12 protein-coding genes are annotated in these 15,006 nt (G+C 68.3%); 11 read left to right on the top strand and 1 reads right to left on the bottom strand.

Annotated features, from left to right (window positions below; genetic code table 11):
- Window positions 1-536: 536 nt before the first annotated feature.
- The 10 genes from Sri02f_RS20795 to Sri02f_RS20750 all read left to right on the top strand — a co-directional run bounded on the left by Sri02f_RS20795 (window position 537) and on the right by Sri02f_RS20750 (window position 12,327).
- The gene (locus tag Sri02f_RS20795) at window positions 537-2,153 is read left to right on the top strand and encodes a peptide ABC transporter substrate-binding protein (RefSeq protein ID WP_109002822.1); all 1,617 of its coding nucleotides are present in this window, start codon (window positions 537-539) and stop codon (window positions 2,151-2,153) included.
- Between the two features lie 152 nt (window positions 2,154-2,305).
- Window positions 2,306-3,232, top strand: a complete 927-nt coding sequence (locus tag Sri02f_RS20790) for an ABC transporter permease (RefSeq protein ID WP_109002821.1) — start codon at window positions 2,306-2,308, stop codon at window positions 3,230-3,232.
- Window positions 3,225-4,163, top strand: coding sequence for an ABC transporter permease (locus tag Sri02f_RS20785; RefSeq protein ID WP_109002820.1), 939 nt, complete (start codon window positions 3,225-3,227; stop codon window positions 4,161-4,163). The genes Sri02f_RS20790 and Sri02f_RS20785 overlap by 8 nt, the downstream gene beginning before the upstream one ends.
- Before the next feature lie 11 nt (window positions 4,164-4,174).
- Window positions 4,175-5,230, top strand: coding sequence for an ABC transporter ATP-binding protein (locus Sri02f_RS20780; protein WP_109002819.1), 1,056 nt, complete (start codon window positions 4,175-4,177; stop codon window positions 5,228-5,230).
- Window positions 5,223-6,371, top strand: coding sequence for an ABC transporter ATP-binding protein (locus tag Sri02f_RS20775; RefSeq protein WP_109002818.1), 1,149 nt, complete (start codon window positions 5,223-5,225; stop codon window positions 6,369-6,371). The genes Sri02f_RS20780 and Sri02f_RS20775 overlap by 8 nt, the downstream gene beginning before the upstream one ends.
- A gap of 310 nt (window positions 6,372-6,681) precedes the next feature.
- Entirely contained in the window at window positions 6,682-8,313 is a 1,632-nt protein-coding gene (locus tag Sri02f_RS20770; protein WP_109002817.1) for a peptide ABC transporter substrate-binding protein, read from the top strand.
- Window positions 8,314-8,319: 6 nt separating this feature from the next.
- Window positions 8,320-9,243 carry an ABC transporter permease gene (locus tag Sri02f_RS20765; protein WP_109002816.1) on the top strand — a complete coding sequence of 308 codons (924 nt, stop codon included), beginning with the start codon at window positions 8,320-8,322 and terminating at the stop codon, window positions 9,241-9,243.
- Complete coding sequence (locus tag Sri02f_RS20760; protein WP_109002815.1) at window positions 9,236-10,276, top strand: ABC transporter permease; 1,041 nt, start codon at window positions 9,236-9,238, stop codon at window positions 10,274-10,276. The genes Sri02f_RS20765 and Sri02f_RS20760 overlap by 8 nt, the downstream gene beginning before the upstream one ends.
- Window positions 10,277-10,283: 7 nt before the next feature.
- Window positions 10,284-11,294 (top strand): ABC transporter ATP-binding protein, encoded by a 1,011-nt coding sequence (locus Sri02f_RS20755; RefSeq protein WP_109002814.1) that lies wholly within the window; start codon window positions 10,284-10,286, stop codon window positions 11,292-11,294.
- A complete protein-coding gene (locus tag Sri02f_RS20750; RefSeq protein ID WP_109002813.1) occupies window positions 11,287-12,327 on the top strand; it encodes an ABC transporter ATP-binding protein in 1,041 nt (346 codons plus the stop codon). The genes Sri02f_RS20755 and Sri02f_RS20750 overlap by 8 nt, the downstream gene beginning before the upstream one ends.
- Window positions 12,328-12,493: 166 nt before the next feature.
- Here the strand turns inward: Sri02f_RS20750 and Sri02f_RS20745 are convergent, their stop codons facing one another.
- A complete protein-coding gene (locus Sri02f_RS20745) occupies window positions 12,494-14,620 on the bottom strand; it encodes a S9 family peptidase (RefSeq protein ID WP_109002812.1) in 2,127 nt (708 codons plus the stop codon).
- A 179-nt stretch (window positions 14,621-14,799) separates the two neighbouring features.
- On the opposite strand from Sri02f_RS20745, the gene Sri02f_RS20740 reads away from it, so the two are divergent.
- Window positions 14,800-14,994, top strand: a complete 195-nt coding sequence (locus Sri02f_RS20740) for a hypothetical protein (RefSeq protein ID WP_062641281.1) — start codon at window positions 14,800-14,802, stop codon at window positions 14,992-14,994.
- The last annotated feature ends 12 nt before the right edge of the window (window positions 14,995-15,006 follow it).

Here is a 15,006-nt window from a genome sequence, read left to right as displayed (position 1 = left end):
ACCCTCGGCGGGAGACCGAGGGGTTGAGGACCACGTAGGGAAAACCCTTCATCATGGCCATGAAGTCCGCTCCAAGCGGCTTTGCCACTAACCTGCGGTGTGAACGGACGGCCTGCGCGGCTTCGAGCGCGCCTCCGTGTGTCTCCGGACGCCCCGTCACGGGCAGCTCGACACGGCCGATGCACACGGTCGACCCGGAGGCAAGTGAATTTCCTCTCCTCGCTGTCCGCAATACGGACAGTCACCCCCGATAGATGTGTAACAAGTCCGTTTCGCAGGGATCTTTCTGCTAGCTGTTTGTCCGGATTTTGGAAGAAGTACACATCAGGTGTGATCGAACCGAGACCTTTGGGGTGTGGTTCGCTCTTCGCCCATGGCAGATAGTTAGGCGCGTAGAGCTCGGAATGAACGGGTCACGCGCTGCAGATGCGGCGACTCGCGAGCCCGGGGGGCACCCGACTGTTTCAGGCACCGGTGACGGTGGTGTCAGGTGTCCCTTCATGCGGTGAACCAATGGACTCATGAGGAGGAGCCCCATGCGTGGTGCCAAGAGCGCCAAGTGGGTTGCGATAGCCGCCGTTGTGGCGCTGGGTGCGACGGCCTGTGGCGGTGGCGGGGACTCGGGCAGCTCGGCCAAGGGCGACGGCACCGTGTCGGTGGAGATCGGCGAACCGCAGAACAGCCTGGTTCCCACCAACACGTACGAGACCGAGGGCGGCCAGGTCATCAACGCCCTCTTCACGGGTCTGACCAAGCTTGACGCCAGCAACAAGGTCGTCAACGCCATGGCGCAGTCGATCGAGTCCAAGGACAACAAGGTCTGGACGATCAAGCTGAAGCCGGGCTACACCTTCCACAACGGGGAGAAGGTCACCGCCCAGTCCTTCATCGACGCCTGGAACTACGGCGCGAACCAGACCAACGCCCAGCAGACCAACCCGCTGTTCAGCCACATCCAGGGCTACAGCGACCTGAACCCGGGCGAGGGCAAGAAGCCCACGAGCGACAAGCTCTCCGGTCTGAAGGCCGTCGGCGACGACACGCTGCAGGTCACCCTGACCGGCGCGTTCTCCGCGTTCCCGTCGCAGCTCTCCTTCACCGCGTTCGTGCCGCTTCCCAAGGCGTTCTTCAAGGACCCCAAGGGCTTCGGCGAGGCCCCGATCGGCAACGGCCCCTTCGAGATGAAGGGCAAGTTCAAGCACAACGAGTCGATCAGCACCACGAAGTACGACAAGTACCCGGACGCCTCGAAGATCGAGGTCAAGGGCGTCAACTTCAAGATCTACTCGAACCTGGACACCGCCTACAAGGACCTCGTCGCCGGCAACCTCGACAGCCTGCTGACGATCCCGACCTCGGGTCTGCCGACGTACAAGAAGGACCTGCCGAACCGTACGATCGACGAGGCCGACTCGGCCGTCGGCTACATCGGCTTCCCGGTCAAGTACAACAAGGCCTTCCAGAACGCGGATCTGCGCAAGGCCGTCTCCATGTCGATCGACCGGAAGACGATCTCCGACAAGATCTTCCTCGGCGCCCGCACCCCCGCGGACGACTACATCAGCCCCATCATCGACGGCTACCGCAAGGGCGCGTGCGGTGACGCCTGCACGCTGAACCCGGCCAAGGCCAAGGAGCTGTACAAGAAGAGCGGCGGGCTGCCCGGCAACACGCTGGAGATCGGCTACAACGCCGACGGCGGCCACAAGGACTGGGTCGAGGCTGTCGCCAACCAGATCCAGCAGAACCTGGGCGTCAAGGTGACGGCCAAGCCGTTCGAGCAGTTCCAGACGATCCTCAACGACCTGGACGCCAAGAAGTACAGCGGCGCCTTCCGCATGGCGTGGAGCATGGACTACCCGGACATGGAGGACTACCTCCGTCCGGTCTTCTCCAAGGACGCCATCGCCAACGGCTCGAACTACTCGGGTTACGTCAACGAGGACTTCGAGAAGCTCCTCGTCCAGGGCGACCAGGCTCCGTCGCACGAAGAGGCCGTCAAGAAGTACCAGGAGGCGGACGACGTCCTGCTCAAGGACCTCCCCTACATCCCGGTGTACTTCTACACGATGAACGCGGGCTTCAGCGACAAGATCAAGTCGATGAAGGTCGCCGGTCACCAGATCCTGTGGGACACGGTCAAGCTCAGCTGACCCGAGTCTGAGCAGTTCCGAAACACTGCGGAACAGGGTGAGCAGGGGGGCGCTTCACCAGCCTTCCCCTGCTCACCCCTTCTGCCGTCTCCCGTCCGACAGTGCCGCCTTCCCGGCAGCGGGCGGGTCGAGCACCCCCCTCTGGAGTACCGATGGGCCGATACGTCGTGCGCCGCCTCCTGCAGGTAATCCCTGTGGCGATTGGCGTCACGTTCATCATCTTCTGCCTGGTCTTCGCTCTGCCCGGCGACCCGATCCAGGCACTGGCCGGCGACAAGCGCGCCGACCCGAACATCGCGGCGATCCTGCGCGATCACTACCACCTCAACCAGCCGCTGTACCTGCAGTACTGGCACTACATCAGCGGCGTCTTCACCGGCGATCTCGGCGAGACGTACAACGGGCGTGCCGTCTCCGACCTCGTGTCCCAGCGGTTCCCCATCACGTTGAAGCTGGGGCTGACCGCCTTCGCCCTCGAAGCCGTCATCGGCATCGTCGCGGGCATCTTCGCCGCGCTGAAGCGCGGCAAGTTCCTCGACAACGTGGTGCTGGTCTCCACGCTGGTGCTGATCTCGATCCCCGTCTTCGTCCTGGGCAGCGTGCTCCAGCTCGAGTTCGGCGTGAACCTCAAGATCACACCGGTGGCCGGCATCCAGCAGGGCTGGCCGCAGAGCTACATCCTTCCGGCCATCGTGCTGGCCACGACCTCGATGGCGTACATCGCCCGGCTCACCCGGGCGAGCATGACGGAGTCGGTCCGCGCCGACTACGTGCGCACGGCGGTCGCCAAGGGTCTGCCGCAGCGCCGGGTGATCGGTCTGCACGCCCTGCGCAACTCCCTGATCCCCGTCGTCACCTTCCTGGGCTTCGACCTCGGGGCCCTCATGGGCGGCGCCATCATCACCGAGCGCGTGTTCAACATGCCGGGCATCGGCCAGCAGTTGGCGCAGTCCCTCTATCTGCGCGAGCGGCCCGTCGTCGTCGGGCTGGTCACCCTCCTGGTGCTGATCTACCTGGTCGCGAACCTGCTCGTCGACCTGCTGTACGCCGTGCTCGACCCGAGGATCCGTTATGAGTGAGAAGACGATAGAGAGGCCGACGACCGACGAGGCCGCCCTCGCCAAGGAGATCGAGGCCGACGAGAAGGCGGCGGCACGTCAGGCCAGCCTGCTCAAGGACGGCTGGGCCGACCTGCGCAAGCGTCCGATGTTCATCGTGTCGGGGCTCGTCATCCTGCTCCTGCTCGCCCTGGCGGTCGCTCCCGGCCTGTTCACGGCGCGCTCCCCGTTCTCGGACGGCTTCTGCCAGCTCCAGAACTCGATGACCCCGCCCACCTCGGGCCACCTGTTCGGCTACGACGTGCAGGGCTGCGACATCTACACGCGGACCGTGTACGGCGCCCGCAACTCGATCATCGTGGGCGTGGTGACCACCATCGCCACGACGCTGATCGGCGGTCTGGTGGGCATGCTGGCCGGCCTGATCGGCGGCTGGATCGACGCCCTGCTGTCCCGTGTCACCGAGGTCTTCTCGGCCCTGCCGCTGCTCGTCGGCGGTCTGCTGATCATGTCGATCTGGGGCGGCGGCGACGTCTGGTCGGTGTCGCTGATCATGGCGGTCCTCGGCTGGCCCCAGGTCTTCCGCATCATGCGCGGCGAGGTCATCTCCAACAAGTACAACGACTACGTGGCGGCGGCCCGTGCGCTCGGCGCGGGCTCGGGGCGGATCGCGTTCCGGCACATCCTGCCGAACACGCTCGCCCCCGTCATCGTCATCACCACGATGAACCTGGGCGTCTACATCGCGGCCGAGGCCGCCCTGTCCTACCTGGGCATCGGCATCCAGTACCCCAACATCTCCTGGGGTCTGATGATCAGCGACGCCCAGGACCGGTTCCTGACCTCGCCGCACGCACTGCTGTTCCCGGCCGGCGCCCTGAGCATCACCGTGCTGGCGTTCATCATGCTCGGCGACGTGGTGCGCGACGCCTTCGACCCCAAGATGCGCTGAGGGAGGCGTACGTGACCATCATCGATCAGACAGACGCCGTCCCGGCTCCGCGTGACGGCGAGAGCACCGGCCCGCTTCTCGACGTGCGGGACCTGCACGTCGAGTTCCACACCCGCGAGGGCGTGGTCCGGGCCGTCAACGGGGTCAACTACTCCGTGAACTCCGGCGAGACGCTCGCCGTGCTCGGCGAGTCCGGCTCCGGCAAGTCCGTGACGGCCCAGGCCATCATGGGCATTCTCGACATGCCGCCGGCCCGCATCCCCCAGGGCGAGATCCGCTTCCACGGCCGGGACATGCTCGCCATGTCCGAGGAGGAGCGGCGCAAGATCCGCGGTGCGCGCATCGCGATGATCTTCCAGGACGCGCTGTCCTCGCTCAACCCCGTGCTCAGCGTGGGCTTCCAGCTCGGTGAGATGTTCCGCGTCCACCAGGGGATGTCCCGCAAGGACGCCAAGGCCAAGGCCGTGGAGCTGATGGACCGGGTGAAGATCCCGGCGGCCGCGGCGCGGGTGAACGACTACCCGCACCAGTTCTCGGGCGGTATGCGCCAGCGCATCATGATCGCGATGGCGCTCGCCCTGGAGCCGGACCTGATCATCGCCGACGAGCCGACCACGGCCCTCGACGTGACCGTCCAGGCCCAGGTGATGGACCTGCTCGCGGAGTTGCAGCGCGAGTACCGGATGGGTCTGATCCTCATCACCCACGACCTGGGTGTGGTCGCGGACGTCGCCGACAAGATCGCGGTGATGTACGCGGGCCGGATCGTGGAGACCGCGCCGGTGCACGAGCTGTACAAGCGCCCCGCCCACCCCTACACGCGCGGTCTGCTCGACTCGATCCCGCGTCTGGACCAGAAGGGCCAGGAGCTCTACGCGATCAAGGGCCTGCCGCCCAACCTGCTGAAGGTGCCGAAGGGCTGTGCCTTCAACCCCCGTTGCGACCGCGCGCAGGACGTGTGCCGCACGGACGTCCCGCCGCTGGTCCAGGTGACCGAGCGCGACGGGACGGCACTGCCCGGCCGCGCCAGCGCGTGCCACTTCTGGAAGGAGACGATCCATGGCTGAGACGACCAAGGCCACCGAGCCCGGGGACGCCACGCCCAACGTCTCCCCGCTGGAGGTCGCCGACGTGCACTCGGTGGAGGAGAAGGTCGCCGCTCTCGACGCGCCCGTCGAGCGGGGCGAGCCGATCCTCCAGGTGCGCAACCTCGTCAAGCACTTCCCGCTGACCCAGGGCATCATCGTCAAGCGGCACGTCGGCGCGGTGAAGGCCGTGGACGGTGTCTCCTTCGACCTGTACCAGGGCGAGACCCTGGGCATCGTGGGCGAGTCCGGCTGCGGCAAGTCGACGGTCGCCAAGGTTCTGATGAACCTGGAGAAGGCGACGGCCGGCGAGGTCTTCTACAAGGGCCAGGACATCACAAAGCTGTCCGGGCGGGCGCTGAAGGCGGTCCGCCGGAACATCCAGATGATCTTCCAGGACCCGTACACCTCGCTCAACCCGCGGATGACGGTGGGCGACATCATCGGCGAGCCCTTCGACATCCACCCCGAGGTGGCCCCCAAGGGCGACCGGCGGCAGCGGGTGCGCGAGCTGCTGGACGTCGTCGGTCTGAACCCGGAGTACATCAACCGCTACCCGCACCAGTTCTCGGGCGGTCAGCGTCAGCGCATCGGCATCGCCCGCGGCCTGGCGCTCAACCCCGAGGTCATCATCTGCGACGAGCCGGTCTCCGCTCTGGACGTGTCCGTCCAGGCCCAGGTCATCAACCTGATGGAGCGACTGCAGGACGAGTTCAACCTGTCCTACGTCTTCATCGCGCACGACCTGTCGATCGTCCGGCACATCTCGGACCGGGTCGGCGTGATGTACCTCGGCCGGATCGCCGAGATCGGCTCCGACGAGCAGATCTACGAGCACCCGACGCACCCGTACACACAGGCGCTGCTGTCGGCGGTCCCGGTGCCCGACCCGGACGCCCGTGAGGGCCGCGAGCGGATCATCCTCACCGGTGACGTGCCGTCGCCGGCGAACCCGCCGTCCGGCTGCAGCTTCCGCACCCGCTGCTGGAAGGCCCAGGACAAGTGCGCCGAGGAGACTCCTCTCCTGGCCGTCCCCGAGCGCTTCAAGGGGGTGGACACGCCGGCGGCCCACGAGTCGGCCTGTCACTTCGCCGAGGAGAAGGACGTCGTCCACGCGGGGTGACCCGCCGGGCGGCGTCTGCCCGCACACACGAGAGCGGCCCGCCGGGTATCCCGGCGGGCCGCTCTCGTCACGCTGCCTCCCCTCCAGGCCCCAGACGTCGGCGTGCTTCCCAGGCCGGAGGACGGGACGCCCGAACGGCCCAACCCGGTCACTCCGCGACCGTCTCCTCGGCCCCGACACAACCCGTACGGGTGTGGTGAGGGTGCACCGCCTGTGCAATGTGCCGATATTGACTGGCAAAGGATCAAAATCCCGGCGTCGACGGCACTTCGCCGCTCAGGACAGGCGCGCGGTCAACGAGGAGGCATCCATGCGTGGAGCCACGCACGCCAGGTGGGCCGCATTGGCGGCGGCGGCAGCGCTCACGGCGACGGCCTGCGGGGGCGGGGGGAGCGGCAGCGGGAGTGGCGACGGCGGCGCGGTGCTCAGCTCGTCCTGGGGAGACCCGCAGAACCCGCTGGAGCCCGCCAACACCAACGAGGTGCAGGGCGGCAAGGTCCTCGACATGATCTTCCGCAGCCTGAAGAAGTACAACCCGGAGACCGGCGCGGCCGAGGACATGCTGGCCGAGAAGATCGACACCACGGACTCCCAGAACTTCACCGTCACCGTCAAGGACGGCTGGACGTTCAGCAACGGCGAGAAGGTGACGGCGAAGTCCTTCGTCGACGCCTGGAACTACGGCGCGAGCCTGAAGAACAACCAGAAGAACGCCTACTTCTTCCAGTACATCGACGGCTATGCCCAGGTCCACCCCGACGGGGGCACGCAGAGCGCCGACACCCTCTCCGGCCTGAAGGTCGTCAACGACAAGACCTTCACCGTCAAGCTCACGCAGAAGTTCTCCACCTTCCCCGACACCCTGGGCTACCCCGCGTTCGCGCCGCTGCCCCAGGCCTTCTTCAGCGACCACGCGGGCTGGCTGAAGAAGCCGGTCGGGAACGGTCCGTACACGATCGACTCGTACACCAAGGGCTCCCAGATGGCCCTGAAGAAGTGGGACGGGTACCCGGGCGACGACAAGGCGCAGAACGGCGGGGTGACCCTGAAGGTCTACACCGACAACAACACCGCCTACACCGACCTGCTGGCCGGCAACCTCGACCTGGTCGACGACGTGCCCGCGGCCCAGCTCAAGAACGTCAAGGCCGACCTCGGCGACCGCTACCTCAACACCCCGGCCGGCATCATCCAGACGCTCGCCTTCCCGTTCTACGACCCGAAGTGGAACACCGCCGGCTCGGCCAAGGTCCGCACCGGTCTGTCCCGCGCGATCGACCGCAAGCAGATCACCGAGACCATCTTCCAGAACACCCGCACCCCCGCCAGCGACTGGACCTCCCCGGTGCTCGGCGAGGAGGGCGGCTTCAAGAAAGGCCTGTGCGGGGACGCCTGCGACTACGACCCCGCGGCGGCGAAGCAGCTCATCAAGGAGGGCGGCGGCCTCCCCGGCGGCCAGGTCAAGATCACGTACAACGCGGACACCGGATCCCACAAGCAGTGGGTCGACGCGGTCTGCAACTCGATCAACAACGCCCTCGGCAACGACAAGGCCTGTGTCGGCAACCCGGTCGGCACCTTCGCGGACTTCCGCACCCAGATCGGCGACCGGAAGATGAGCGGCCCGTTCCGGGCGGGGTGGCAGATGGACTACCCCCTCATCCAGAACTTCCTCCAGCCGCTCTACTACACGAACGCCTCGTCCAACGACGGCAAGTGGTCGAACAAGCAGTTCGACTCGCTCGTCAACCAGGCCAACACCGAGACCGACACCGCCAAGGCCGTGCAGCTCTTCCAGCAGGCCGAGGGGGTCGTCCGCGACAACATGGCCGCCATCCCGCTCTGGTACCAGAACGGCAGCGCCGGCTACTCCGAGCGGCTCTCAGGCGTCAAGCTCAACCCCTTCTCCGTCCCGGTCTACAACGAGATCAAGGTCGGCTGACCCGGCATGGGCCGGTATGTGATCCGGCGTCTGCTCCAGATGATCCCGGTGTTCATCGGGGCCACGCTGCTGATCTTCCTGATGGTGAACGTGATGGGCGACCCCATCGCGGGTCTGTGCGGCGACCGGCAGTGCGACCCGGCCACCGCCGCCCAGCTGAAGAAGGAGTTCGGCCTCGACAAGCCGGTCTGGCAGCAGTACCTGACCTACATGGGGAACGTCTTCACCGGAGACTTCGGTACGGCGTTCAACGGTCAGCCGGTCACTGAGCTGATGGCGTCGGCGTTCCCGGTCACCATCCGGCTGACGATCGTCGCGATCCTCTTCGAGATCGTCATCGGCATCGCCCTGGGCGTCGTGACGGGCCTGCGCCGGGGCCGGCCCGTCGACACCGGGGTGCTGCTGCTCACCCTCGTGGTCATCTCCGTCCCCACCTTCGTCACCGGTCTGCTGCTGCAACTGCTGCTCGGCGTCCAGTGGGGCTGGATCAAGCCCTCGGTCTCCACGGAGGCGACCTTCGGCGAGCTGATCGTGCCGGGCCTGGTGCTGGCCTCGGTGTCCCTGGCGTACGTCACCCGGCTGACCCGCACCTCCATCGCGGAGAACAAACGGTCCGACTACGTCCGCACGGCCGTCGCCAAGGGACTGCCCCGGCGCCGGGTCGTCACCCGGCATCTGCTGCGCAACTCGCTCATCCCCGTGGTGACCTTCATCGGCACCGACATCGGGGCCCTGATGGGCGGCGCGATCGTCACCGAGCGCATCTTCAACATCCACGGCGTCGGCTTCCAGCTCTACCAGGGCATCCTCCGCCAGAACACCCAGACCGTCGTCGGCTTCGTGACCGTCCTCGTCCTGGTCTTCCTGGTGGCCAACCTGCTCGTCGACCTGCTGTACGCCGTACTCGACCCGAGGATCCGCTATGCCTGAGCCGACGCCGCCGGAGCATCACCTGCCGGGCGCGGGCCGCACCCCGGAGGACGGCGCCATCGCCGACACCGGCATGGGCGGGGCGATGGACCTGGCCACGGCGGAGGGCGAGACCCTGGAGGGGAAGCCCGGCGGACCGCCGGGCACGGGACCGTCGGGGCGGGACGCGGGAGGGGCCTCGGGCGAACGGGCCCGGTCGCTGTGGTCCGACGCCTGGCGCGACCTGCGCCGCAACCCGGTCTTCATCATCGCCGCCCTGGTCATCCTGTTCCTGGTCTTTATCTCCCTGTGGCCCTCGTCCATCACCTGGATGAGTCCCCTCAAGTGCCAGCTCTCCAAGGCCCAGGAGGGCTCCCAGCCGGGCCACCCCTTCGGCTTCGACGGCCAGGGCTGCGACGTCTACACCCGCGTCGTCTACGGGGCGCGGACGTCCGTCACGGTCGGCGTCCTGGCCACGCTCGGCGTCGCCCTGTTCGGCAGCGTGCTCGGCGGTCTCGCCGGCTTCTTCGGCGGGGCGTGGGACTCGCTGCTCTCCCGGATCACCGACGTCTTCTTCGCCATCCCGGTCGTCCTCGGCGGACTCGTCCTCCTCTCTGTGGTGACCAGCAACACCGTCTGGCCGGTCATCGGGTTCATGGTGCTGCTCGGCTGGCCGCAGATCTCCCGCATCGCCCGCGGCTCGGTGATCACCGCCAAGCAGAACGACTACGTCCAGGCCGCCCGCTCCCTGGGCGCCTCGAACTCCCGTCTGCTGCTGCGTCACATCACCCCGAACGCGGTCGCCCCGGTCATCGTCGTGGCGACCATCGCGCTCGGCACGTACATCGCGCTGGAGGCGACCCTGTCCTACCTCGGCGTCGGTCTGAAGCCGCCGACCGTCTCCTGGGGCATCGACATCTCGGCCGCCTCCCCCTACATCCGCAACGCCCCGCACGCCCTGCTGTGGCCCTCGGGCGCCCTGGCCGTCACGGTCCTGGCGTTCATCATGCTCGGCGACGCGGTCCGCGACGCCCTCGACCCGAAGCTGAGGTGACGGTCGGATGCTGCTCGAAGTGCGTGATCTGCACGTGGAGTTCCGCACCCGGGACGGGATCGCCCGGGCCGTCAACGGCGTCAGCTACGGCGTGGACGCGGGGGAGACCCTCGCCGTGCTCGGCGAGTCCGGCTCCGGCAAGTCCGTCACCGCCCAGGCGATCATGGGCATCCTCGACATGCCGCCCGGCCGGATCACCGCGGGCGAGATCGTCTTCCGGGGCCGCGACCTGCTCACGCTCAAGGAGGACGAGCGCCGCAAGGTCCGCGGGGCCGAGATGGCGATGATCTTCCAGGACGCCCTGTCGTCCCTGAACCCCGTGCTGTCGGTGGGGGACCAGCTCGGCGAGATGTTCGTCGTGCACCGCGGCCTGTCGAGGAAGGACGCGCGGGCCAGGGCCGTGGAGCTGATGGACCGGGTCCGGATCCCGGCCGCCCGCGAACGCGTCCGGGACTACCCGCACCAGTTCTCCGGAGGCATGCGCCAGCGCATCATGATCGCGATGGCGATGGCCCTGGAACCGGCGCTCATCATCGCCGACGAGCCCACCACCGCCCTGGACGTCACCGTTCAGGCCCAGGTCATGGACCTGCTCGCGGAGCTCCAGCGCGAGTACCACATGGGCCTGATCCTCATCACCCACGACCTGGGCGTCGTCGCGGACGTGGCCGACCGCATCGCGGTGATGTACGCGGGCCGGATCGTCGAGTCCGCCCCGGTCCACGACATCTACAAGGCCCCGGCCCACCCGTACACCCGAGGTCTGCTCGACTCGATCCCGCGGCTGGACCAGAAGGGCCAGGAGCTCTACGCCATCAAGGGCCTGCCGCCCAACCTGATGGACATCCCGCCGGGCTGCGCCTTCAACCCGCGCTGCCCGATGGCCCAGGACGTGTGCCGCACGGACGTGCCGCCGCTGTACGAGGTCACCGACGTCCCCCGGGCCGCCGGGACCGACGAGCCGCCCGCGGACCGCACGAGCGCGTGCCACTTCTGGAGGGAGTGCCTGCATGACTGAGCCGCTGTTGGAGGTCAGCGGGCTGCACAAGCACTACCCGCTGACGCAGGGCATCGTCTTCCGCAAACAGGTCGGTGCGGTGCGGGCCGTCGACGGCGTCGACTTCACGCTCGGCCGGGGCGAGACCCTGGGCATCGTGGGGGAGTCCGGCTGCGGCAAGTCGACCGTCGCCAAGATGCTGGTCAACCTGGAGCGGCCGACCCGGGGGCAGATCCGCTACAAGGGCGAGGACGTCACCAGACTGTCGGGCCGGGCCCTGAAGGCCGTCCGCCGCAACATCCAGATGGTCTTCCAGGACCCGTACACCTCCCTCAACCCGCGCATGACCGTCGGCGACATCATCGGGGAGCCGTACGAGATCCACCCCGAGGTGGCGCCCAAGGGGGACCGGCGCAGACAGGTCCAGGACCTGCTGGACGTCGTCGGGCTCAACCCCGAGTACATCAACCGCTATCCGCACCAGTTCTCCGGCGGTCAGCGCCAGCGCATCGGCATCGCGCGCGGGCTGGCCCTGCGCCCGGAGGTCATCGTCGCCGACGAGCCGGTGTCGGCGCTGGACGTGTCGGTCCAGGCGCAGGTGATCAACCTGATGGACCGGCTGCAGAGCGAGTTCGACCTGTCCTACCTCTTCATCGCGCACGACCTGTCGATCGTCCGGCACATCTCGGACCGGGTCGGGGTCATGTACCTCGGACGGATCGTGGAGATCGGCCGCGACGCCGAGATCTACGACCATCCCACCCACCCCTACACCCAGGCCCTCCTCTCCGCGGTCCCGCTGCCGGACCCGCAGGCGCGGGAGCGCCGCGAGCGGATCATCCTGACGGGCGACGTGCCGTCCCCGACGAACATCCCCTCCGGCTGCCGCTTCCGCACCCGCTGCTGGAAGGCGCAGGAGCGCTGCGCCCAGGAGGTGCCGGCGCTCGCCGTCCCGGCGGCGTTCCGGCTCGCGACGGGCCCGGCGGCCCACCCCTCGGCATGCCACTTCGCCGAGGAGAAACAGGTGGTCCCCCCGGAGGAGCGGGAGAGCTGACCAGGGCGGGGCACACCGGCCCATTTGCACAGCAACCGCGTTAACACGCAGGCAACTTGACCGACCCGGTTCCGATATACGGACGCGTCAGGCTGGACAGCGTACGGCCGTGCGGGTGCCGTAAACGGGCCGGGGCGCATCATGTCGCCCCGGCCCGTTGCCCGTGTCAGGGCCGCGCGAGGCCCAGGGAGCGGCGGAGGAAGTCCAGCTGCAGGTGCAGCAGGTTCTCGGCGACCCGCTCCTGCGGGGTCATGTGCGTCACGCCCGACAGCGGCAGCACCTCGTGCGGCCGGCCGGCCGCGAGCAGCGCCGAGGACAGCCGCAGCGAGTGGGCGACCACCACGTTGTCGTCCGCCAGCCCGTGGATGATCAGCATCGGGCGGGCCGGCTCGACGGCGTCCACCAGACCCTCGTCGTCGATCAGCGAGTTGCGCCGGTAGACCTCGGGACGCTCGCCGGGGTGGCCGAGGTAGCGCTCCTGGTAGTGCGTGTCGTACAGGCGCAGGTCGGTGACCGGGGCGCCGACCACCGCCGCGTGGAAGACGTCGGGGCGGCGCAACGCGGCGAGTGCGGCCAGGTAGCCGCCGAAGGACCAGCCGCGGACGGCCACCCGGGTCAGGTCGAGCGGGAAGCGTTCGGCGAGCGCGTGCAGGGCGTCCACCTGGTCCTGCAGGACGATCGCGGCGATGTCGTCCTTGATGGCCTTCTCCCAGGCGGGGGAGCGGCCCGGCGTTCCCCGGCCGTCGGCGACGATCACCGCGAAGCCCTGGTCGGCGAACCACTGCGAGGTCAGATGCGCGTTGTGCGCGGCCAGCACCCGCTGTCCGTGCGGCCCGCCGTAGGGGTCCAGGAGGACCGGCAGAGGGGTGTCACCGGGGTAGTCCGTCGGCATAAGCACGGCGCACGGGATGCGCCGTGCGCCCCCTTCGGTGAACGTCACGCGGGCAGACAGGCCGGGATCCTCGGCATATGACCGGACGGTCGTCGCCTGTTTCCCCTCCCGCAGCACCCGCGCCACGCTCCCCGGCCGGTCCGGCGCCGCCGACACCATCACGGTCACCGGCCCCGAACGCACCGCCGAGTGCACCCCGGGCTCCTGGGAGAGGCGCTCCACGCCGAGCTCGTTGACGCGGTAGACGTGCACCTCGCCGATCTCCGGCGTGGCCGCGTCCTCCCCGGCGGAAGCCGAGACCAGCACGTCGTGCGCCGTCACGTCCAGCACCGCCCGCACATGCAACTGAGCTCCGGTGAGCGGGCGTTCGCCCACGGTGAGCACACGCGCCCCACCCTCGTCCGCGATCCGGACCAGCTGTCCGGAGGGGCTCCAGCACGGCGCCCCGGGGAAGAGTTCCAGCCAAATCCGATCTTCGTCGGCATGCACCATCCGGGTCGTCCCGGAGTCGGTGTCCACCGCCAGGAACAGCTGACTGCGCTGGTCGCGCGCCTGTACGAGCAGCAGCGGCGCACCCGCCCCTGACCAGTGCACTCGCGCCAGATACGGGTAGCGCGAACGGTCCCAGGAGACCTCGGTGCGCACGCCGTCGAGCCCCAACACGAACAGCCGCACCTCCGCGTTGGCCGTCCCGGCAGCCGGATAGGGCACGTGTTGTGGGTCACGTTTCGGCTGGGCCGGATCCGAGATCCACCACCGCTCCACCGGCGTGTCGTCCACCCTCGCGACCAGCAGCCGATCCGACTCGGGGGCCCACCAGAAGCCGCGCTGTCGGCCCATCTCCTCCGCCGCGATGAACTCGGCCAATCCATAGGAGACCGTGTCCGATTCCGGCTCCGCCACCGCCCGGTCGTCCTCGCCCCCGGCGCCCACCACCCGCAGGGCGCCTCCCGCGACGTAGGCGACGAGCCGCCCGTCGGGAGACGGCCGGGGGTCGATCACCGGCCCGGCGACCTGGAGTTCGGCGGCCGTGCCGGCCCGCAACTCGGCCGTGAAAAGCCGCCCTGACAAGGCGAAAGACGCCAGCTCAGCGGCCTCGTCGGTGGCGTAGCCGACGATGCCGGCGCCCCCCTCGCGGCTGCGTTCGCGGCGTGCCCGTTCCTGGGGCGAGAGGTCCTCCGAGGCGCCGCCGAGCAGAGCGCCCGGGTCGGCGGCGAGGCGTTCCGTGCCATCGGCCGGATCGAGCACCCACAGGGCTCCCGCACGGTCCGTGCCGGAGCCGGACCGCAGGAAGACGACCCGTGAGCCGTCGGGGGCCACCGTGAACGAACGCGGCGCGCCGAGGGTGAAACGCTGGGTGCGGGCGTGCCTGCGGGGGAAGGAGCCGGAGTCGGTCGTCATCCCCCGACCATATTGGCCATGCTCCCCCCTTGTGCGGCTGTGCGCCGAGAGATGCGCGCCCACACATAGTTATGATCACTAGCGCTGTGTGGGTATCAACCTGCTGGCTGATGTATGGATTTACCAGTTCCCTCGGTCTGTCGTCCCCCACGTTCCCGGGTCCTTGGAGGTGAGCCGCCGTGGCACTCTCGATTTCGGCGGTGGTGCTGCTGGCGATCGTCGTCTTCCTGCTGGTCAAGAAGTCGGGACTGAAGGGCGGTCACGCTGTCGTCTGCATCCTGCTCGGCTTCTACCTGGCCTCCTCGACGATCGCGCCCACGATCAGCGATCTGACCACGAGCGTGGCCAGCATGATCGGCAGCATCAAGTTCTGACGGTCGAGCGGA

The organism is Streptomyces rishiriensis (assembly GCF_003112535.1).
In the GTDB taxonomy this organism is placed as follows: Bacteria; Actinomycetota; Actinomycetes; order Streptomycetales; family Streptomycetaceae; genus Streptomyces; species Streptomyces rishiriensis.
This window is presented reverse-complemented; position numbering and strand designations above follow the sequence as displayed.